At 40.8% G+C, this 19,546-nt stretch carries 17 protein-coding genes; 9 read left to right on the top strand and 8 right to left on the bottom strand.

Going from position 1 to position 19,546, the window contains the following annotated elements; translation table 11 throughout:
• Positions 1-94: 94 nt before the first annotated feature.
• Together ACR63N_RS05240 and ACR63N_RS05235 are read right to left on the bottom strand one after the other, a co-directional pair.
• On the bottom strand, positions 95-1,969 hold the full coding sequence (locus tag ACR63N_RS05240; RefSeq protein WP_367103501.1) for a SurA N-terminal domain-containing protein: 1,875 nt from the start codon (positions 1,967-1,969) through the stop codon (positions 95-97).
• A gap of 294 nt (positions 1,970-2,263) precedes the next feature.
• Positions 2,264-2,536 carry an HU family DNA-binding protein gene (locus ACR63N_RS05235; RefSeq protein ID WP_367103502.1) on the bottom strand — a complete coding sequence of 91 codons (273 nt, stop codon included), beginning with the start codon at positions 2,534-2,536 and terminating at the stop codon, positions 2,264-2,266.
• A gap of 571 nt (positions 2,537-3,107) precedes the next feature.
• Here ACR63N_RS05235 and ACR63N_RS05230 point away from each other — a divergent pair.
• From ACR63N_RS05230 to fdx, 8 genes are all read left to right on the top strand, one after another.
• Positions 3,108-3,752, top strand: coding sequence for a hypothetical protein (locus tag ACR63N_RS05230; protein ID WP_367109985.1), 645 nt, complete (start codon positions 3,108-3,110; stop codon positions 3,750-3,752).
• Between the two features lie 413 nt (positions 3,753-4,165).
• Complete coding sequence (locus tag ACR63N_RS05225) at positions 4,166-4,663, top strand: Rrf2 family transcriptional regulator (protein WP_367103504.1); 498 nt, start codon at positions 4,166-4,168, stop codon at positions 4,661-4,663.
• Positions 4,660-5,880: an IscS subfamily cysteine desulfurase gene (locus ACR63N_RS05220; RefSeq protein WP_367103505.1), complete on the top strand. Its 1,221-nt coding sequence runs from the start codon at positions 4,660-4,662 to the stop codon at positions 5,878-5,880. The genes ACR63N_RS05225 and ACR63N_RS05220 overlap by 4 nt, the downstream gene beginning before the upstream one ends.
• 160 nt (positions 5,881-6,040) lie before the next feature.
• Positions 6,041-6,454, top strand: coding sequence for a Fe-S cluster assembly scaffold IscU (gene iscU / locus ACR63N_RS05215; RefSeq protein ID WP_367103506.1), 414 nt, complete (start codon positions 6,041-6,043; stop codon positions 6,452-6,454).
• Positions 6,455-6,607: 153 nt separating this feature from the next.
• On the top strand, positions 6,608-6,928 hold the full coding sequence (iscA, locus tag ACR63N_RS05210) for an iron-sulfur cluster assembly protein IscA (RefSeq protein WP_367106111.1): 321 nt from the start codon (positions 6,608-6,610) through the stop codon (positions 6,926-6,928).
• A 70-nt stretch (positions 6,929-6,998) separates the two neighbouring features.
• Positions 6,999-7,580, top strand: a complete 582-nt coding sequence (gene hscB / locus ACR63N_RS05205; RefSeq protein ID WP_367103508.1) for a Fe-S protein assembly co-chaperone HscB — start codon at positions 6,999-7,001, stop codon at positions 7,578-7,580.
• A 77-nt stretch (positions 7,581-7,657) separates the two neighbouring features.
• Entirely contained in the window at positions 7,658-9,550 is a 1,893-nt protein-coding gene (gene hscA, locus ACR63N_RS05200) for a Fe-S protein assembly chaperone HscA (protein ID WP_472782550.1), read from the top strand.
• A 157-nt stretch (positions 9,551-9,707) separates the two neighbouring features.
• On the top strand, positions 9,708-10,046 hold the full coding sequence (gene fdx, locus ACR63N_RS05195) for an ISC system 2Fe-2S type ferredoxin (protein ID WP_367106113.1): 339 nt from the start codon (positions 9,708-9,710) through the stop codon (positions 10,044-10,046).
• A 135-nt stretch (positions 10,047-10,181) separates the two neighbouring features.
• Here the strand turns inward: fdx and ACR63N_RS05190 are convergent, their stop codons facing one another.
• From ACR63N_RS05190 to ACR63N_RS05170, 5 genes are all read right to left on the bottom strand, one after another.
• Positions 10,182-11,582: an adenylate/guanylate cyclase domain-containing protein gene (locus tag ACR63N_RS05190; RefSeq protein ID WP_472782549.1), complete on the bottom strand. Its 1,401-nt coding sequence runs from the start codon at positions 11,580-11,582 to the stop codon at positions 10,182-10,184.
• A 303-nt stretch (positions 11,583-11,885) separates the two neighbouring features.
• Positions 11,886-12,317, bottom strand: a complete 432-nt coding sequence (locus tag ACR63N_RS05185; RefSeq protein WP_367103512.1) for an HIT domain-containing protein — start codon at positions 12,315-12,317, stop codon at positions 11,886-11,888.
• A 166-nt stretch (positions 12,318-12,483) separates the two neighbouring features.
• Positions 12,484-16,188 carry a transcription-repair coupling factor gene (mfd, locus tag ACR63N_RS05180; RefSeq protein ID WP_472782548.1) on the bottom strand — a complete coding sequence of 1,235 codons (3,705 nt, stop codon included), beginning with the start codon at positions 16,186-16,188 and terminating at the stop codon, positions 12,484-12,486.
• Positions 16,189-16,473: 285 nt separating this feature from the next.
• Positions 16,474-16,992: a ribonuclease E activity regulator RraA gene (rraA, locus tag ACR63N_RS05175; RefSeq protein ID WP_367106211.1), complete on the bottom strand. Its 519-nt coding sequence runs from the start codon at positions 16,990-16,992 to the stop codon at positions 16,474-16,476.
• A 152-nt stretch (positions 16,993-17,144) separates the two neighbouring features.
• Positions 17,145-17,846, bottom strand: coding sequence for an NAD-dependent epimerase/dehydratase family protein (locus tag ACR63N_RS05170; protein ID WP_367106116.1), 702 nt, complete (start codon positions 17,844-17,846; stop codon positions 17,145-17,147).
• Between the two features lie 457 nt (positions 17,847-18,303).
• Between ACR63N_RS05170 and rpsT the strand changes: the two genes are divergently transcribed.
• Positions 18,304-18,570 (top strand): 30S ribosomal protein S20, encoded by a 267-nt coding sequence (gene rpsT, locus ACR63N_RS05165; protein ID WP_367103515.1) that lies wholly within the window; start codon positions 18,304-18,306, stop codon positions 18,568-18,570.
• A gap of 127 nt (positions 18,571-18,697) precedes the next feature.
• Here the strand turns inward: rpsT and ACR63N_RS05160 are convergent, their stop codons facing one another.
• The gene (locus ACR63N_RS05160; protein ID WP_472782547.1) at positions 18,698-19,528 is read right to left on the bottom strand and encodes a histidine phosphatase family protein; all 831 of its coding nucleotides are present in this window, start codon (positions 19,526-19,528) and stop codon (positions 18,698-18,700) included.
• Positions 19,529-19,546: the final 18 nt, after the last annotated feature.

Here is a 19,546-nt window from a genome sequence, read left to right as displayed (position 1 = left end):
AAAAGCTAAGTCATAAAAAAAGCCACTATACCTAATATAGTGGCTTTTTTATAGCTTGTTCATTGTGTTATCAATGCAGACACTAATAGTCCCATTACTGAACTTGTGCTCCTGCCATATTAGCTTCGTTAATCTCAACCTTATAAACTAAGCGCAGATAATCTAAGTAGTCTTGCAGTTGATCCTGACCTAAATTATCGCGGATAATTGCTGCTGTTTGTGCTTTTTCATTATCAGAGAGTTGTGATTGGCGTGCAGTCTCAATGCGATCACCAACCAACACGCTAGCGCCTATCTCCGTCTCACTTGCTAAGGCTACAACACCATCTTCAGGTGCTTGCTTGCTAAAAGCCAAGCTACGCTCTTTATCTGTTAACAGTGTAGTTTGACGACTCACTTCACCCAAAGCTTGAAAATCTACAGGTTGTTTAGCGATATCAGCAACTGTTTTGATATTTGCTGCTATCTGCTTAGCGTCTTTTAGAGCAAGTGCACTGGCTTTTTGCTTGAGTAAAGTTTGAGTAATAACGGGCGTTGCTGCTGCGAGCGTTAGCGTTTGAGTCGGACGGTAATTGCTTGGCTGCGCCCAGACTGTACCTAAGCCTACTTCAATGCCCGACGTTACAGCTTGATCTTGGATGGTAAACTCATCAAAAGCTTGTTTGATGACTGAGGGCTGGGATAGCACTGAGGTATTATTGTCTTTACGGTAGTCTTCGATACGCTTTAGAGCAACGTTTTCTTGTTGAGCAATATCTTCTATACTAAAACCGTCAGCCGCCAGATCATTAATGGCTGTTACTTTATCAGCGTATATGGTTTGTCGTTTATACTCTTTTGCCTGAGCTGTTAGCTCCTCACGCATGCTATCCATACTTGGAATCTGGCTACCATTATCTTCGGTTATCATAAATATCTGATAACCAAAATTAGTTTTGATGGGCGCAGTAACCTCACCGACACTCAGACCTTGTAGCGCCGTCTCAATAGCGGTAGCATCACTACCAAAGACTGAAGGATTAAAACGTCCAATATCACCACCACTAGCGCCAGATGGATCATCTGACTCTTTTTTAGCCAGTGCCGCAAATGACTCTCCTTGATCAAGACGTGCTTTGATACTATCAGCACGAGCTTTGGCGTCATCACCGGTCACCAATATTTGGCTAAGCTTACGCTCATCGACGACAGCAAGTCCTTGCTTATAAGCTTCATATTGCTGCTGTAATTCCTCTTCTGTCACCTCATCGATCTGAATAGTTGCAGGACTCAGTTGAATATAAGCCAAATCTACCATAGCATCGCTTTTTAGCTTGTCTTGGTTGGCATCGTAATAAGCTTGGATATCAGCTGGTGTCACTGTAACTTGCGATTCATAATCTTGCCAATTAAAACGGTGAAGCCAAATATCACGAGACTCTAATTGCAAGTCGATCAACTGATTAACCGCTTTCATAGGATAAATAGCCGTACCAACAATGCTGGCATTAAGCTGATCTAGGCTCAACTGATTACGAAATTCAGCAAATAATTGCTCTTTATTCATACCGCGTTGACGCAAAAAGTTTGCAAACTGCACGTTTGAGAACTCACCATTGGCATCTTGAAAAATCTGCTCACGGCGCAGCAGACGGTTAATGGTGTCATCAGATACCGTCATGCCCAACTTGCCAGCCTGCTGCTCAAGTAAAGTGCGATCAATCAAGCCTTTTAGTACCTGCGTATGTAGCACGTCTTCATTCAACAGGCTAGCATCATCGAGCTGCTCTAAGATCTCCGAACGCCGGCTGTTCACGGCTGTTTGGTATTCTGACAGCCCTACGCTCGCCTCGCCTACTTGAGCAATTTGATTGGGATCGGTTGAACCTCCAAAGTAACTTTCAACACCTAACAGTGCCAATGGTGACAAGCACAGTACCAATAAAATGCGACCAGGCCAGCTTTTTAGAAAATCGCGCAATTTATCCATAATAATTTCTGCTTTATTAACCTATAGTGAAAAAACGGTTGCTATGCCCTTAATATATTGGGTACCTTTAATATATTGGGTGACAATAGCAAATTAGCAAATTGAAAAAGTATTAGATACAGACAAGCGCTCTATGATACGTGAATTTTAGCCTAGACTCAAAATATTCACGCTATCTTAAATAAAAACTTCAACAAGAAATTTTAGCTAAAAAAAAGCACCTTGATTAAGGTGCTTTTTTAAATATTCTTATAGTTTACTATGCTTTTGACCAAACAGCATTTAAAATACGGCTTAATTTAAACGCTCTTTTAGATTTTTGCCTGCCTTAAAACTAGGTACCTTACTTGCTGGAATGCTAAGCTCTTCACCTGTCTTAGGGTTGCGGCCCGTACGAGCCTTACGATCTTTTACACTAAAAGTGCCAAAGCCTACTAGTGAGATACTATCACCAGCTTCTAAAGCTGAGCCGATACTTTCCATAACTGCGTTTAATGCATCACCAGCTTGGGTTTTATTCAGACCGCTTTTTTCTGCGATGCTATCAATTAGTTCTGACTTATTCATAAAATTTCCTTCAAGTTTAAGGGCTATAATAAACGCTAGCGTCAGGCATTGTATCGTCCTCATCTGATTTAATCAATAAAAACAATTTCCGACGCTTATATTTACAGGTTGCGCGCTATCATCGTCTTTATAGCAAGGCTGCATAAGGAGCGCAAGCGATTTTACGTTTTTTTGGTTACTAAACTACGTATTAGACACTTAACGTTACGCAAAACACCTGTATGTTAGTCGTTATTTTGAAATTTGCACAAAAAATATGCAAAAACAAGTTGACTATTAAATGTTGTCAACCATCTAAGCACATGACATGATATAAGTTATTAAACAAACAACAATTTGCTAACTGACACACACCTATATTACTTTTTATGATGAGAACGCTGCGATAACGATAGATACAATCAGTCATCAACAACTACCCTATTAAATGCAGGTACTATAGTAAATTTGTTAGATTGACATTACTATGCTTGTGGTTCACAAGTTAGCCTCAGCACTATACTGACTTTAATTATTGTATCTGATGTTATCTACTTTTCATTGATCAAATAAAATAAAACGGACTATTTACATGAAGCGTTCTACGTTGTCTCACTCTCTTCTTAATATTATCTTAGTGTTCATTGAATCAGCTTTGACTTTACTGCTGCGCTTAGATCCTGAACTTCGTAAAGCGGCTTATCCTCTAGCTAAGCAAGGTAGCGTTGTTTGTCTGCGTCTATATCTGCCCCATGTAGAAGTTTTTGCCACTTTTAGTTATAAAGGAGTGCTTCTAGATACTCATCTTCCTGCAGATCGCAGTGAGCCTGATGTCATCATCAACGCTTATAGCATTCAAGTGCTCAAAGCCATCACTTCTCACGATAGTGAAGCGACTGATAAACTTCAGATACGTGGTGAGGCTACTCAGGCGCAACTGGTTAAAAGCTTCATTACCCAACTGGGCCTTGGTAGCTTAATTCAAAGTTTGATGAAACGATTCAAAGCTGGTAGCGATAAGCAAAAACCTAGTGCTAATGAAGAAGAAGAAAAAAGAGATAATTATAAGTTACGTATTGCTGAACAACAGACTCAAATCAATACGTTAACGATAAAAAATCGCGAGCTTGAAACTACCGTAAAAGAGCTACAAAGTAAGCAAAAAGCGTTGACTATAACTGCTATAGTCATGGCGGTTATCGCTATTGGCGCCATTATTGGCTGGATCATGAATTAAATATCAAATTTAATAGTTTAAACAGTACTGGGAAGCTCAACCATACAAATAATGCTCAATGATATAGATAGATAATCATTGAGCATTTCATAATGTTTATTATTACAATCTTTTTCTAGGTTTTAGCTTGTATATTTATAGGTTAAAACAAATATTATCGACAGTCTTATCAGTTCTCTTATCATTACCTTTACTAATAATAGTGATAGATAATAATAACTAACTCACGACATTTTAATCTTGACTAAATTACTCGGGATTAAGTATAATGGCTATATCGCAACATGTATTGGTTTATTTGCTATTACAGTTTTGCGACAGCGTTTGGCTTAGTAGCGTTAATACTCAAAACAATTACGATACCAAGATCATCGTTGACCTTAGTTTATTAATTATGATTTTGGAGACAACTTATGCGCTTAACTACCCGAGGTAGATATGCAGTGACTGCTTTATTGGATTTAGCTTTGCAAGCTGAACAACAGGACAGTGCAGTTTCTTTATCCGATATTGCTAAGCGACAATCAATTTCTATCTCCTACCTTGAACAATTATTTTCTAAACTGCGCAAGCAAGGCTTAGTAACTAGTATTCGCGGTGCAGCAGGGGGCTACTATTTAGCAAAACCGCTTAATGAGATTGATGTAATGAGCATTATTACTGCTGTTGATGAATCCGTTAATGCTATGCAGTGCGGAGGACAAGGAGACTGTCAAGGTGGCAGTATGTGTTTAACCCATGACTTATGGTGTGCTTTATCTAATCATATCGAACAGTACTTGAAAGATATTACATTGGCACAATTATTAGACATGAAGAACGTAAAATCTATATCAGAACGTCAAAATCTAAACTTTATAAAAGATATTACAACTATTAATTTATCGACCAGCGAGGCAAATCCAGCATGAGTAACAACCTTATATATCTAGACTATGCCGCCACTACGCCAGTTGCTAGACCAGTTGCTGCGAAAATGAGCGAATATTTGACGGTAGACGGTGTCTTTGGTAATCCAGCGTCACGTTCACATGGTTACGGCTGGCAAGCTGAAGAAGCAGTAGAAACGGCGCGTCAGCAAGTGGCTGAGGTTATTAATGCTGACCCTCGCGAAATCGTCTTTACCTCAGGTGCGACAGAGTCTGACAACTTAGCTATCAAAGGCGCGGCTCATTTTTATCATTCGCGTGGTAAGCACATTATCACTAGTAAGATTGAGCATAAAGCAGTGCTTGATACTTGCCGTGAGCTTGAGCAAGAAGGTTTTGAGATCACTTATTTAGAGCCTCAAAAGGGTACTGGTTTGATTCTACCAGAGCAAGTTAAAGAAGCCTTACGCGAAGATACTATCTTAGTATCACTAATGTTTGTAAATAATGAGCTTGGCACTATTACTGATATTGGCGCTATCGGAGAGATTACTCGTGAAGCAGGAGTTATCTTTCATGTTGATGCGGCGCAAGCAGTTGGTAAAGTTTTAATAGATGTACAAGCTAGTAAAGTTGATTTAATGAGCTTTTCAGGTCATAAAGCTTATGGTCCAAAAGGTATTGGTGCTCTGTTTGTCAGCCGAAAACCACGCGTTCGTCTAAAAGCTGAGCAACACGGCGGAGGCCATGAACGTGGCATGCGTTCAGGTACGCTACCAACACACCAAATTGTTGGTTTAGGGGCAGCCTTTAGTTTGGCTAATGAGCGCTATGAAGAAGATTATGCTCATGCCAAAAAACTACGTCAAAAGCTATGGGATGGTTTACAAGACATTGAAGAGATTTATCTAAACGGTGATCTTGAACATAGTGTCCCTAATATTGTAAATATAAGCTTTAACTTTGTTGAAGGCGAATCTTTAATGATGTCTTTGAAAGATTTAGCGGTATCCTCGGGTTCAGCTTGTACCTCAGCGACCCTTGAGCCATCATATGTACTGCGTGCTATTGGCCGCTCTGATGAATTAGCTCATAGTTCTATCCGTTTTAGCTTTGGCCGCTATACTACTGAAGAAGATATTGATACCGTAATTACTCAGATGCATAGCGCTGTTGATAAACTGCGTGCTTTATCACCACTTTGGGATATGTATCAAGAAGGTGTTGATTTAGATTCAGTTGAATGGGCTGAGCACTAAAGATTATAGTAATAAATTTAGTAATATCGATGTGGCTGTAAATATGCCATTAAGACCGTAATCAAACTATTAGAAACTAAGCGTTTGACCCCAATTATCGATGAGTGCAATTAGCATTAAATACATAAATAAATACTCATCATCTACTAGGAGAAAACTCATGGCTTACAGTGACCAAGTTATTGATCATTATGAAAACCCACGCAATGTTGGCAATCTTGATAAAGAGGCTACAAACGTTGGTACCGGTATGGTTGGCGCTCCAGCTTGCGGCGATGTAATGCGCTTGCAAATTCAGGTCGACGATAATGGTATTATTGAAGATGCCCGTTTCAAAACTTACGGCTGTGGTTCAGCTATTGCTTCAAGCTCACTAGTAACTGAGTGGCTAAAAGGTAAAAGTCTGGATCAAGCTGGCGAGATTAAGAATAATGACATTGCTCAAGAGCTTGCACTACCACCAGTAAAAGTGCATTGCTCAGTACTTGCAGAAGACGCTATTAAAGCAGCTATTAGTGATTATAAAGGTAAGCACAATACTGCTGATACCACAAAAGAAGAAGCAACTAGCTAAAATCTTTTAGCGTAATCACTGTGCTACTGTAGCTAAAGGCTACTAGCATTTAAAGGGTGACAATAACGCTTATGTAATTGTCGCCTTTTATCATCTGGTTTGTTAGATATTTAATTGAAGTGTAATTATTGTTGATAGTTAATAGGAGTTGGCATGATTGAGATGACAGAACGCGCCGCTCAGCATGTTCGAGAGTTCTTGGATAATCGCGGCACTGGTGAAGGCATTCGAGTAGGTATTCGTACAGCAGGCTGTTCGGGCCTAGCCTACGTTTTAGAGTTCGTTGATACTCCTGACGAGAATGATACTCGTTTTGAGAGTCGCGACGTGAGTATTTTTATTGATCCTAAAAGCCTAGTATACTTAGACGGTTTGTTGATGGACTACGAAAGAGAAGGTTTAAACGAAGGTTTCAAATTTACCAATCCCAACCAAAAAGGCGAATGTGGTTGTGGTGAATCTTTTACTGTTTAAAGTCTTTGATCTATGATCACATCAAAACTTACAATCTTTTAAAAGTAAATAAAAAAGCAAGGCTTATAATATGACCGAGGTTACTCCAGAAGCTCAATTTGATAACTTCTTTGCTTTATTTGAACAACCTGTACAATTTGAAGTAGAGCAACACAGCTTAGATCAACATCTGCGTCAATTACAAAAGCGTTATCACCCTGATAATGTCGCTAAAAATACGACAAATATTGCTCAGGCTCAGCAGCAGTCTGAGCAAGCTTCAGCACTTATTAATCAGGCGTATCAAACATTGAGTGCCCCTGATAGCCGAGCTGGCTACTTACTTGATATGCAAGGTCAGGCGCAAACTCTAGAGCAATCTATAGCAGATTTAGACTTTTTAGATGACGCTATGCAGATGCGTATCGATCTAGATGAAGCTATAGAAGCCAAAGATAAACAAGCACTAGAGCAATTGCATCCACAAATAACTGAGCGTCTGGATAAGCAGTCTGAGCGTTTTAGTCAAGCCTACCAAAAACAAGATTGGCAAACAGCGATTGATGCTACGCAAAAACTAAAATTTTTAGTTAAGCTCAACGCTGATATTACTGCAGGTCTTGATGATGTGGCAAATACTGCGCATTCAGATGATGATGATTTATACGTATAATCTCTTTAAAATATAGCAGCCTTTTTATTGGCCTTGTTTGATTCTTTACCCCTCTTATATCTGATCTGAGTTGTCTTATGTCTCTATTGCAAATTGCTGAACCCAATCAAAGCGCCCAACCCCATCAACACCGTTTTGGCCTTGGTATTGATCTTGGTACCACTCGTTCACTGGTTGCGGTAGTCCGTTCAGGCAAGGCGCAAGTGTTAAAAGCAAAGACCAGTTCAGACACTCTACTGCCCTCAGTAGTTTATTATCCAAGTACAGGTACGCCTTTGGTTGGCTATGATGCCTTGGCACATTTGCCTGATGACCCTAAAAATACAATTATTTCTGCCAAACGCTTTATGGGTCGTAGTCAAGCAGATATTAAATTTTCTCACCCATATGAGTTAAGCGGTAGCGAAGACGCTATGCCGGCGTTTGTGACGGCTCAAGGAGAGGTATCTCCTGTGGAGGTCTCTGCGCGTATTCTAGCAGCGCTTGAACAACGAGCTACGAGCGCTCTACCTGTAGATAGTATTGAAGGCGCGGTTATTACTGTCCCAGCTTATTTTGACGAGGCACAACGTCAAGCGACAAAAGATGCTGCTCAAGCCGCTGGTATTAATGTACTGCGTCTATTGAATGAGCCAACTGCTGCGGCAGTAGCGTATGGCCTTGATAAACCAAATCAAGATAGTGCTGATCAAGAGACTACTGAAAATTATTACCTTATTTATGATTTGGGCGGCGGCACTTTTGACGTCTCTATTTTAAAGATGACCGATGGCGTCTTTGAAGTTTTAGCAACGGGCGGTAATAGTGCGCTTGGTGGTGATGATATTGATCGCTTGTTAACCAATTGGCTTATTAAACAATTAAACATTGATCCAGCAGAAGTTAGTCGTCATGATAAATCAGTACTGGCACAACAAGCTAAAGCTTATAAACAAGCATTAACGGATACTGAACAGGTTGACATTAACATTGTAGTTAATGAGCAGTCCTATCAAGGTGTATTGCAGCGTAAAGATTTATTGACTATTGCAAAACCAGTTAGCAGTCGTACCCTTAGTGTGTGTGAGCAAGTATTACGTGACGCAAAACTCTCCATCTCAGATTTGGATGAAGTTATCTTAGTTGGTGGCTCGACACGTATGCCTGCGGTGCAGCAAATCGTTACTGATTTCTTTGCAAAAGAGCCGCTTTGCCGACTTGATCCCGATGAAGTTGTTGCATTAGGGGCAGCACAAACTGCTCATCAGTTGGTGAATGGTGATAGTGACAACAATTTATTATTACTGGATGTCACGCCGCTATCACTTGGTCTTGAGACTATGGGCGGCTTGGTTGAAGTACTCATTCCCCGCAATACACCTATTCCGGTCAAGAAGCGGCAAGTCTTTACTACTTATCAAGATGGGCAAACCGGCATGGTCATCCATGTAGTACAAGGCGAGCGCGAAACAGTAGAGAACTGCCGCTCGCTTGGACGCTTTGAGCTATATGGTATTCCGCCTATGAAAGCTGGGTTCGCACGCATCGAGGTTACTTTTAGTATTGATGCTAATGGACAACTGACGGTAAGTGCGCAGGAGACAACGACTGGTACTGAAAGCAAAATTGAGATTGTACCGTCTTATGGCTTATCTGATGAGCAAAAAGAGCAATTGCTGGTTGCAGGGTTCAAGCACGCTGAAGAAGATAAAAACGCACGCTCGTTGATTGAAACCAAAGTAGAAGCTGAGCGTGAATTACTAGCACTACAATCGGCCTTGACTGAATTTTCTGCATTACTTGATACTGATGAGCAGCAGTCGCTCACCTTACAGATGCAAGAGATGCAGGCTGCTTTGAGTACGGAAGATATAGTACTGATTGAAACGCAGCAAGCCAAGCTTAAGCCGCATAGCGATGCTTTTGCTGCTCGTATTATGAATCAGAGTGTTAAGAGTAGTATGGCTGGTACTAGTACTAAAGATTGGTAGTACTCAGTCTAAAGTGTAAGCATTATGTTTATTTTAATAAATATCTAATCTCATAATATGTCCATTCTAATAATACACCGATTCTAATAATAAAATGGTCATTGTTTATTTTGAATTGATTTTACTTTTAAATTAATAAATACTGGATAGATTACCTATGCCAAAAATTACTATACTGCCCCATTTTGAGATTTGTCCTGAAGGAGCCGAGGTTGAGCTTGAAACTGGTGACAATCTATGTAAAGGCTTGTTGAAAGAGGGCGTTAAAATTGAACATGCCTGTGAGATGTCTAAAGCCTGTACTACTTGTCATGTTGTAGTGCGTAAAGGTTTCAATAGTTTAGATGAGATGGACGATATCGAAGCCGATTTACTAGACCGCGCTTGGGGCTTAGAACCAGATTCACGCCTGTCTTGTCAGGTGATGATTGAGGACAAAGATTTAACTATTGAGATTCCTAAATATACGCTTAATCACGCCAAAGAGAATCATTAAGTCACTACTAAAATTCTTATACCTTAGTACTTATAGAAAAAGCCAGCTGTCATAAAAACAGCTGGCTTTTTGTCATTAGTTAGCATGAAAAATTATTAGTTGATATGAAAATGAAAAGCTGAACTACTGAAGCATTTATCCGCCTTTGGTCTCTTTATCAGGTAGTGACTTTTTCTCCTCTTTTTCAATATGTTCAAGCGCGAAATTCAGCTTATTTTTGATCTCTTGATAATCATAGTTTTGGATGTCTTTAAAATTTAGATGCAAATTAAACCCTGGTAGCGTATGATCTACCCATTTTGATAAATGCCCTTTATTAATATCAGGATCAAGAACTTGCCATGCTTTTATGGTGTCATCAAAACCTTTCAATTGATAAGTGCCTGCATATTTGCAGTCATAATCATGACATATATAATCGTAAGTTTTTTGACTGATAAGAATCTCCCCCTTGCCTGCTATAGCTTCAAGACGAGCAGCAAGATTGGCCTCTTTACCAATAATAGTATAGCTAAGACGGTTATTACTGCCAAAATTACCAACATGACAGTAGCCGGTAGTAATGCCAACACGTACATAAAGACCCTCAAAGCCCAGCAACCGCCACTTTTGCCTGAGATTGCGCATCTCACGGCGCATATCAATCGCCATTGCTACGCAATCTAGGGCATCTTGACGAGCGCCTCGACTATGGGGCTCGCCAAAGAAGCATACCATACCATCGCCAATGAATTTATCGAGTACACCGCCATGTTTGTTGGCAATCGTAGTCATGCACTGCATATAGGTATTTAAGATATCGGCTAAATTGTCCGAGCTTAAATGGTCAGATAATTCTGTAAAACCAGCTATATCTGAAAACATAATGGTAAGCTTGGCGCGTTTATTGGTAACTTCTACACTATTATTTAGCTTTACGATAGGCTGCCAAACTTGAGGCGGTAAAAAGCGAGTTAGCTTATTAATCACGGTTACCATCGTATTTAAACGCTGTCTTGATTGCTTTATTGTTTGATCATGGCTGCTGTATTTATAATAAATATTTGCAAACTGCCATAATATAGTGACGATACTAGCAAGCAGTACAGCTATGGGTAAAAACCCTTCATTACAATTTAGCTCAGTACCATTCAAAATCGTACTGACATAATAAAACATGCCTATATTTACTATAGCTACAATAATGAGTTTGAGACGGTTTTCAGAAGCGCTAACAATAATACGGTAGCCTATTAACAAAGCCAGACTCAGTGACAATACCGGACACAGCTGCATGCTACCAATCACTGTCGACAATAGGATAACGACAATATTAGACGACCAAAAACTGGCAGGACGACTATAGTTATAAATTAAAATCATCAAGCTTGGTAAGCAGATGATTACTAACAAGGTGATAGACGTAGGATTGAACTCAAAGTGTAGAGCAATAAGTAAGGTTGTGAGTAACAACACAAAGACTTCTGGATAATCGAAATGATAATCCTTATTATCTTTAAATAAGCTTATCGTTCTTAATTTATTTAAGGCAGACATGCTTAATAACCGCTTGTGCAAGTGCTGACAAAAATAGCTAATAAGCAGTAAGTCATCAGGTAGCTATTGCAGTAGGCACGCGGTAAAAAAATAGGAATCTTTTGATTATAGTAGGAATACTGTGACACTACTGTAGGTTGATCATCGTAAAAAAGCACTGTTTATCATTCATCCTTGTTCATTGAAGCAATATTGACTCCCAATATCTTATATGGCATATAGTAAGAATAGCATTAAGGTAGTTAGACAAAGTAGCAGATAGTTTAACAACACAATAGGCAATTTACTGCAAATAAACCTTAGTTACATCTGCCAATCAAATGGCATTTGATGATGTCCACGTAGCGCCATCATTAATGTTTGCTGCATCTGCGCTAATATCTCTTTGGTATAAGGTACAGCTGGTACACCCCATATAGGATTTGGCCATTGCATGTCGTTTTGATAGCGAACAATATGATGAAAATGCAGTTGCGGAACTTGATTACCAAGAGCGGCTACATTCATTTTATCGGCTTGGAAAGTCTTAGCCAGTTGGCTTGAGAGCCAGCTTGATTCACGTAAAAACTGCGTCTGATCAGTTTCTGATAATTCATACAGCTCTTTAACCCCTGCTACTCGCGGTACTAAAATTAACCATGGGAATTGGCAGTCATTAATCAAGCGGCACGTCGATAATGGAAAATCGCCCACTAAAAAACTATCGGCAGCAAGTTTAGGATGCAGTTGGAACATAATGACGGTTTCTCTTATGTAAAAGTTTATAAAATGCCAATAAAAAGCTATGGTCATATAATGTCGCTATTTTATCAGGTATCCGGTTGATAAAATAGCAACATTCATACTTGACTATACAAACGCTCCAGATTTGAACCAAGATTTAAATTGAAACTAATCAAAGTTAAGCGGGCTCTGCTACTACATGATTATTAAAATAGTGTAGTAATTCCTGTACAGTGTCCACGCGCTGCTGCGCAGTCGCCAATTTAGTAGTATTACTATAGCGAATACCTGAGGCCCCATTCATACGATAATGCTGACCATCTGACTGGATAAGTTTAATAATAGCTAGCGCCTCTACTGGCGTATCAGGGGCAAAATCTAGTGTCACGCTGGTACTACTGGCATCTATTTTGTTGATATTTAAAGGTTCTGCCTGTATACGTAAACTATGCACAGCAAAGAGCTGTTTGGTTTGGTCCGGCAAAGTACCAAAGCGATCAATCATTTCAGTACGGATGTCGATAAGTGCTTCTTTATCATCGGCATTACTAATACGTTTATAAAATAATAAACGCTGGTGCACATCATGCAAATACTCCTCCGGTATCAGTGCTGAGGCATGCAAGTTAATCTCACTAGTTAGTGATAATGGGGTACTTAGATCCGGCTCTTTACCTGCTTTGATAGCTTTTGTGGCGCGCTCAAGCATATCCATATATAGGCTAAAACCGATAGCCTGCATATTGCCGCTTTGCTGCTTCCCTAATATCTCACCTGCTCCGCGAATCTCTAAATCTTCGCTTGCCAGCATAAAACCTGCACCTAAGGCATTAGCACGTTCAATAGCATGTAGCCGGCGTTTAGCATCACCTTTTAGACCTTTTAAAGAGGGCACTAGTAGATAGCAATAAGCCTGATGATGGCTACGACCCACGCGCCCTCGCAGTTGATGCAGCTGCGCGAGACCAAACTTATCAGCACGTTCAATGATAATAGTATTGGCATTAGGCACATCTATGCCGGTTTCGATAATGGTAGAGCAAATCAGCACATTGAACTTTTTGTGATAAAACTGCTGCATGATTTGTTCAAGTTGACGCTCTTGCATCTGACCGTGTGCTACCCCTACCCTTGCCTCGGGGACTAATTCACGAACCGTTTCTGCCATGCGCTCAATACTAGCTACGTCATTATGCAATAGATAAACTTGTCCACCGCGGAGCAGCTCACGTAGTATCGCCTCCTTCATGAGCGCTTCTGTCTTTTGCATGACAAAAGTTTTGATGGACAGCCGACGCGCAGGCGGCGTTGCAATAATGGACATATCACGCATTCCTGATAATGCCATATTAAGCGTGCGCGGAATAGGCGTAGCAGTCATTGACATGCTATCTACGTCGGTCTGAATGGCTTTGATACGCTCCTTGTGGCGTACCCCGAAGCGATGCTCTTCATCCACAATCATCAAACCTAAAATGGCAAACTTCACATCGGGTTGTAATAGTTTGTGCGTACCGATGACAATATCTACTTTGCCAGCGGCTAAGTCGGTTAATACACTTTGCTGGTGCTTTTTGCCACCAAAGCGCGATAAGCTTTCAATACGAACTGGCCAATCAGCAAAGCGGTCGCGAAAATTATCTTCATGCTGTCCTGCCAGCAAGGTTGTCGGCACCAAAACCGCCACTTGATAGCCTGCACTGACGGCAATAAAGGCGGCACGCATCGCCACCTCCGTTTTCCCAAAACCCACATCGCCGCAAATCAGACGATCCATAGGCTGGTTTTGCTTCATATCATGTATCACTGCTTGAATAGCGTTGGCCTGATCCGGGGTTTCTTCGAACTCAAACTGGCTGGCAAACAGCTCATATTGCGAGATGTCTATTTTGAAATGAATACCGACTTTAGCTTCGCGCCGTGCTTGCATATTGAGTAGCTCAGCTGCAACGTCATGAATCTGCTCTAGCGCCTTTTGTTTGGCACGATCCCATTTACCGCTACCAATCTTATGCAGCGGCGCCAGCGCTGGATCTCCGCCACTATAGCGGCTAATCATTTGCAAATTAGCTACTGGCACATAAATACTAGCATCATCAGCATACTTTAGATGAATAAACTCCTGCTCACCTTCACCTACATCTAAAGTGATCAGGCCATTGTAGCGACCAATACCGTGCTCTATATGCACGATAGGACTGCCTTCAGTCAGCTCAGTGATGCTTTTAACCAAGAACTCCTCTGACACCCCACTTTGACGACGACGGCGCGTCTGTAGGACTTGTCTGCCAAATAGCTGAGTCTCACTAATTATTACCAAGCGCTTAGGGATATACACTCCGCGTTCAATAGGGGCAACGGTTAGACCAACTTGCGGACGTTTGTTTAAATCATTAGTAGCTGCTGAATTAGCGCTTTTTTTGTTAGTAGCTAAGAAATCCTTAAAGCTATCATAGGCTTGTATGTCAATCTTACCTTTGAATAGCTCAATTAAGATCTCGCGGCGTCCAGCCGTTTCAGCAACCACTAGTACTGGCGTATTTGACTGGGCTTCATTATTTAAAAACTCTAATAGCTCAGCTAATGGTTCTGCCTTTTGATGGTTGATAGGCAGTTGCGGCGGTGCTTGCGCGCTCAGCATTACCGTGCCTTTTGGCTGATTGATCGCTTTATTTGTTGTTTCAATTGTGGCTACCTCGGTCATAGTAGCCAGCTCATCACGCGCGCTCAAAACCACCCTTGGATAATGATTGAGATGTTCATTAAGCGTGTTAGACAATAGGTAGAGTAATTCAGGGGCAACAATAGGTTTGTCAATATCGTGGCGACGCTCTTCATAGCGGCGCTGAATCTGCGACCAATAATCTACTTGCCGCTCGCTTATAAGCTCATCGGTAATAAACAGCGCATCATCAGGAAAGTAGGCAAACAAACTACTCTCTTGTTGCCAGTTTTGTAAATCAAAGAACAGCGGCTGATAGTATTCTAAACCGCTGCTAGCAATACCGGCCATGACGTCTTTATGCAGCTCAGATTTACGACTGCTAGTATTAGGGAACATCGCGGCAAAATTCGTACGAAAGGTTTCGCGACCTTCATCAAGCGGGAATTCTTTAGCCGGTAGAATTTGGAATTTTTTAATAGGTTTAGAGATATCGGGTAGTTTATGTAGTAGCGACAATGACTCTTGTCCCATACTACTGTCATTACCTGATAGCATGGCTTTTAGATCATCATCAGTCAGTGTGCGCTGGGTTTGTGGATGGAAAAAGCGAATGGTCTCAATCTCATCATCAAACAAATCAAGGCGTAGTGGAAATGGTTGTCCCATGGCAAAGATGTCAATAATACTACCGCGTACAGCAAACTCCCCGGGCTCAAAAACATTATCAACCGCGCGGTAACCTGCCTTGGTAAGTATCTCGCGCTGGGTATTAATGTCAAACCGATCACCAACCCCCAGATCAAAGTGCTGCCCAATGAGCCAGCTTGGCGGTGCCACGCGATGCATAAGCGTCTGTACTGAGATGAGTAGTACGCCTGTCGTTGGCATAGCCGTCAGTAAATTAATACGCTCACTAACGATGTCTTGATGCGGTGATAGCTCATCATAAGTTAACGTCTCCCAATCAGGAAACACATAAGCGTCAACACCGCAAAATGCCAGCTCAGTTTCTATCTGATTAAGCTGATTTTGATCGCGCGTCACTACAACCTTAAGACGGTCTGCTACTTGCCATATTGAAGCTTTAACCAAACTTGCCAGCCACAAACTACTAACTGCCCCATGAACAGGCGCAAGCCAACGCCGTTCGGTATCTTTGATAGGAAACAGTTGCTTGTTGATCGGAGAAAATGCGTCAGTTAAAGCAGTGATAGGCATAGTAAATAAAATCAAAGTTGAGAGTCAGAAGACTATTATACGAACATTTTAGGGTTTGACCAAAACTAATTTATGCCGTAACGGTTTGTCATTAATTGATAAAGTTGAATGACTTATTAACATAGTACAGTTTTTAGGAATTTATAGATTGGATTGCAAGACGTTTAAGAAGTACATAAATAGACGAAGTGGAGTCAAAAGAGTATTAACCAACTACACTTTAGATAAACACGAGAATCTCAGTTGTCATCCAAAACTGAGATTCTCGTTAGTGATAGACGCCGTTTAAACCAATAAAGACTGATGGCTTGCAATCATGCCATTATTATCAGCATAAATAAACATGCCAGAATTAAGTGTTAAATCACCAAAGCTAATCTCAATATCCGTTTGACCTTCATCACGGCGTGTGGATTTGCGCGGAATACAGCCAAGCGCCATCACGCCAATGTCCATCTGCGCCATATCATCGACATCACGCACACAGCCGTAAACCACTATTCCTGCCCAACCATTATCGATTGCCGATTGAGCAATCATATCTCCGAGCAAAGCACAGCGCATAGAACCGCCGCCATCAACGACTAACACCTTGCCGTCACCCTTACTATCTTTGCCATCACTATTTAATAACGCTTTGACTCGGCTATTATCCTCAAAGCATTTTACCGTCACGATCTCTCCACAAAACTTATCTTTACCGCCAAAACTATAAAATGACTTACCTTCAATATTCGGCAAACACACTTGTGATTCAGGATTGGCATCCAATAAATCACAGGTTACAAAATTCTCTTTACTCATAGTTGCAGACTCCGACATAACTTCGCTCCTTGTTTGTAGTTTTGTATTATCTCTTTTTAGATTTACTGTTCTACTTAGGCTATTTATTAGAATACAAGTAGAGGGTAGATTCTTGCATTGCAACTTTCTATCTTAGCTTTTTTTATTTTAGCTTAACGCTTGACTCGAGTCATAGCTAGCATCTGTTTATTTTCTATGATAGTAGTGGTTGCAGAAACCTGCTTAGTAAGGTATTTATGGCGCTCATAAATGTTATGCGCACACATTGCCATAGCATTAGCAACACGCTTGGCTGAGATTGGATGCATCGGTAATGCTTCTGAAACCAAAGGAGAGATGAGCTGAAACGCTTTTTGACTAATGCTCTCTAAAGGACGACCTTTATGTCTACCAAGTAATAACGAAGGACGAAAAATCACTAATTGTGCAAATCCCAATTCTTTAATGGACTGTTCAGTTTCTGCTTTGACTCGGTTATACAAAAACCGACTGTCAAGATCAGCATTCATTGAGGATAACAAAAAGAAATTTTCAACGCCTTTATCTCGGCATAATTTAGCAAAACTGACGTTATAATCATGATCAACTTTACGAAAAGCCTCGTCACTACCAGCTTGTTTTTTAGTAGTGCCAAGACAACTAAAAGCATCAGTGGTATGGTTTACGCCTACACTAGTGAATACTTCAGCTAAATTATCAAAATCATTAAGCTGATAAAAACGCATACTGGCATTAATATAGCGTGGCGGGCGTCGTGCAATTACGATTAAAGTGTCATAAAGCTCACTCAACTGTTTGGCAAGATATTGTCCCACTAATCCTGTGGCACCAATTATAATCGCTTTTCGCTGCATAGCTTATCCGTGGTTTTATAATTATTTATTGAGATGGTTGGGAGCAAATGTCGTTTTATCTATAAGCCTTATATTCAAAATACCTGATAACGAGTGTCATTGCTCATTATTTATTGTAAGAGATTTTATCATAAAAGCAGTAGTCAACTGCCGAACCAGATTTTGTAATCTAACGCCTTATATGATGAATGGCAAGTGCTATGACTTATTTACGCCTTTTTGTACCGTAGCAATCAAATACATTGTTCTGAGTGCAATAATTTGCTAAGATAACCGCCTTTACAAGTTAAGACTGTTTAATTATTCCAAATAGACTTAATACTTGCGATAATTTGCCTATACTTGGTATCGATATCATATTTGGCGGGACGGCTGCTCGTCACTTATGATCGTTACACTCATTGTTTTATTGTAATTAACATTCATATTTTATCTGTCTTTTATAAAGGAGATACGCGTGGCTAATACTGCACAAGCTCGTAAACGCGCTCGTCAAAACACCAAACGTCGTCAGAATTCTGCTTCACAGCGCTCAATGGTCCGTACTTATTTAAAGCGTGTTGACGCTGCTATTGAGTCTAAAGATTATGACGCAGCTACTGAAGCTTACAAAAAAGCGGTACCTGTGCTTGATCGTATGGCTGACAAAGGCATTATTCACAAAAATAAAGCGGCTCGTCGCAAAAGCCGCTTGAATAAAGCAATCAAAGGCCTACAAGCTTAATCATTGCTCTGCCTAAGTTAGGTGATTCAATAAAAACCTTGCCCTAGTGGCAAGGTTTTTTTATGCTCAGTTTTATATGCTCGTCATCGATAAGTAGTAGTGGTGCTAACATCGATAATACCAAAAATTATGTCCACTTTACTTCAGGCGGTAGGAGTAATTTGCTAGGATGAAAGCCTGCCGCACGATAACTCTCTAATAAGGAATTCACTGGACGAGTATAAACCATGCCGCGCCATACAAAATGAGCATTTGCTTGCTCAAATGGCTGGTCATCAAACCATAAAAACACACCTTCCATCATCTTTGGCCAGTCGTTCCAATCGATCTCTGTTCTGTCAAACATTACTGCCAAAAATGCAGAGAGTAGCGTATCATGGCTGACAGCTAGCATGAGATGACCTGGATCAGGTTGATGCTGATAAAACAACGATAAGATATCAAGACCACCTTGATAGGCGTTTTTAGTCCCCTCAAGATTGCCTTGCAAAAAACGATTGATAAAGTTCAGTACACCGACCTCTTTAAATACTACGCTTGCAATCTCAGGTTCAGTCACCAAGCTGCCAGGCTCGACTAAAAGCGATTGATCAATAATACTACGCTGCAGACCAGCGCCTTCTTGCATCAGCTGTGCGGTGTTGATACAGCGCCCTATGGGACTCGATATACTGTCTACATCCATCGAGTACGGCAAATGATTGGCAAGCCAGCGTCCCCAAGATTTGGCCAATATACGGCCTTTGGGAGTAAGTGGTAACTGGTAGCTTGCAAAGCCATTACCATCAGAGCGCTCACGCAAAGAATGTCTGGTAAACAAAATCAAACGTCTGTTTTCAGGCAATAAATCAACCGAAGCTATCATACTGTCTGGCAGATGCGCAGGCGCCGGTATACTATGGTGACGTATGAAAGTATCGGACTGCTTAAGAATAGGAGAATCAGGGAATTTACTCATGGTGATCAGCGTAGCAGA

The sequence above is a fragment of the Psychrobacter sp. M4 genome (genome assembly GCF_055699795.1).
This window is presented reverse-complemented; position numbering and strand designations above follow the sequence as displayed.

Bases quoted from the DNA above. Each gene is read 5' to 3' on its own strand.
- iscU (WP_367103506.1), top strand. From the start codon at position 6,041: ATGGCTTACAGTGACCAAGTTATTGATCATTATGAAAACCCACGCAAT.
- iscA (WP_367106111.1), top strand. From the start codon at position 6,608: ATGATTGAGATGACAGAACGCGCCGCTCAGCATGTTCGAGAGTTCTTG.
- rraA (WP_367106211.1), bottom strand. From the start codon at position 16,992: ATGAGTAAAGAGAATTTTGTAACCTGTGATTTATTGGATGCCAATCCT.
- ACR63N_RS05235 (WP_367103502.1), bottom strand. From the start codon at position 2,536: ATGAATAAGTCAGAACTAATTGATAGCATCGCAGAAAAAAGCGGTCTG.
- mfd (WP_472782548.1), bottom strand. From the start codon at position 16,188: ATGCCTATCACTGCTTTAACTGACGCATTTTCTCCGATCAACAAGCAA.
- ACR63N_RS05190 (WP_472782549.1), bottom strand. From the start codon at position 11,582: ATGTCTGCCTTAAATAAATTAAGAACGATAAGCTTATTTAAAGATAAT.
- ACR63N_RS05220 (WP_367103505.1), top strand. From the start codon at position 4,660: ATGAGTAACAACCTTATATATCTAGACTATGCCGCCACTACGCCAGTT.
- hscB (WP_367103508.1), top strand. From the start codon at position 6,999: ATGACCGAGGTTACTCCAGAAGCTCAATTTGATAACTTCTTTGCTTTA.
- hscA (WP_472782550.1), top strand. From the start codon at position 7,658: ATGTCTCTATTGCAAATTGCTGAACCCAATCAAAGCGCCCAACCCCAT.
- ACR63N_RS05225 (WP_367103504.1), top strand. From the start codon at position 4,166: ATGCGCTTAACTACCCGAGGTAGATATGCAGTGACTGCTTTATTGGAT.
- ACR63N_RS05185 (WP_367103512.1), bottom strand. From the start codon at position 12,317: ATGTTCCAACTGCATCCTAAACTTGCTGCCGATAGTTTTTTAGTGGGC.
- ACR63N_RS05240 (WP_367103501.1), bottom strand. From the start codon at position 1,969: ATGGATAAATTGCGCGATTTTCTAAAAAGCTGGCCTGGTCGCATTTTA.
- ACR63N_RS05230 (WP_367109985.1), top strand. From the start codon at position 3,108: ATGAAGCGTTCTACGTTGTCTCACTCTCTTCTTAATATTATCTTAGTG.
- ACR63N_RS05170 (WP_367106116.1), bottom strand. From the start codon at position 17,846: ATGCAGCGAAAAGCGATTATAATTGGTGCCACAGGATTAGTGGGACAA.
- ACR63N_RS05160 (WP_472782547.1), bottom strand. From the start codon at position 19,528: ATGAGTAAATTCCCTGATTCTCCTATTCTTAAGCAGTCCGATACTTTC.
- fdx (WP_367106113.1), top strand. From the start codon at position 9,708: ATGCCAAAAATTACTATACTGCCCCATTTTGAGATTTGTCCTGAAGGA.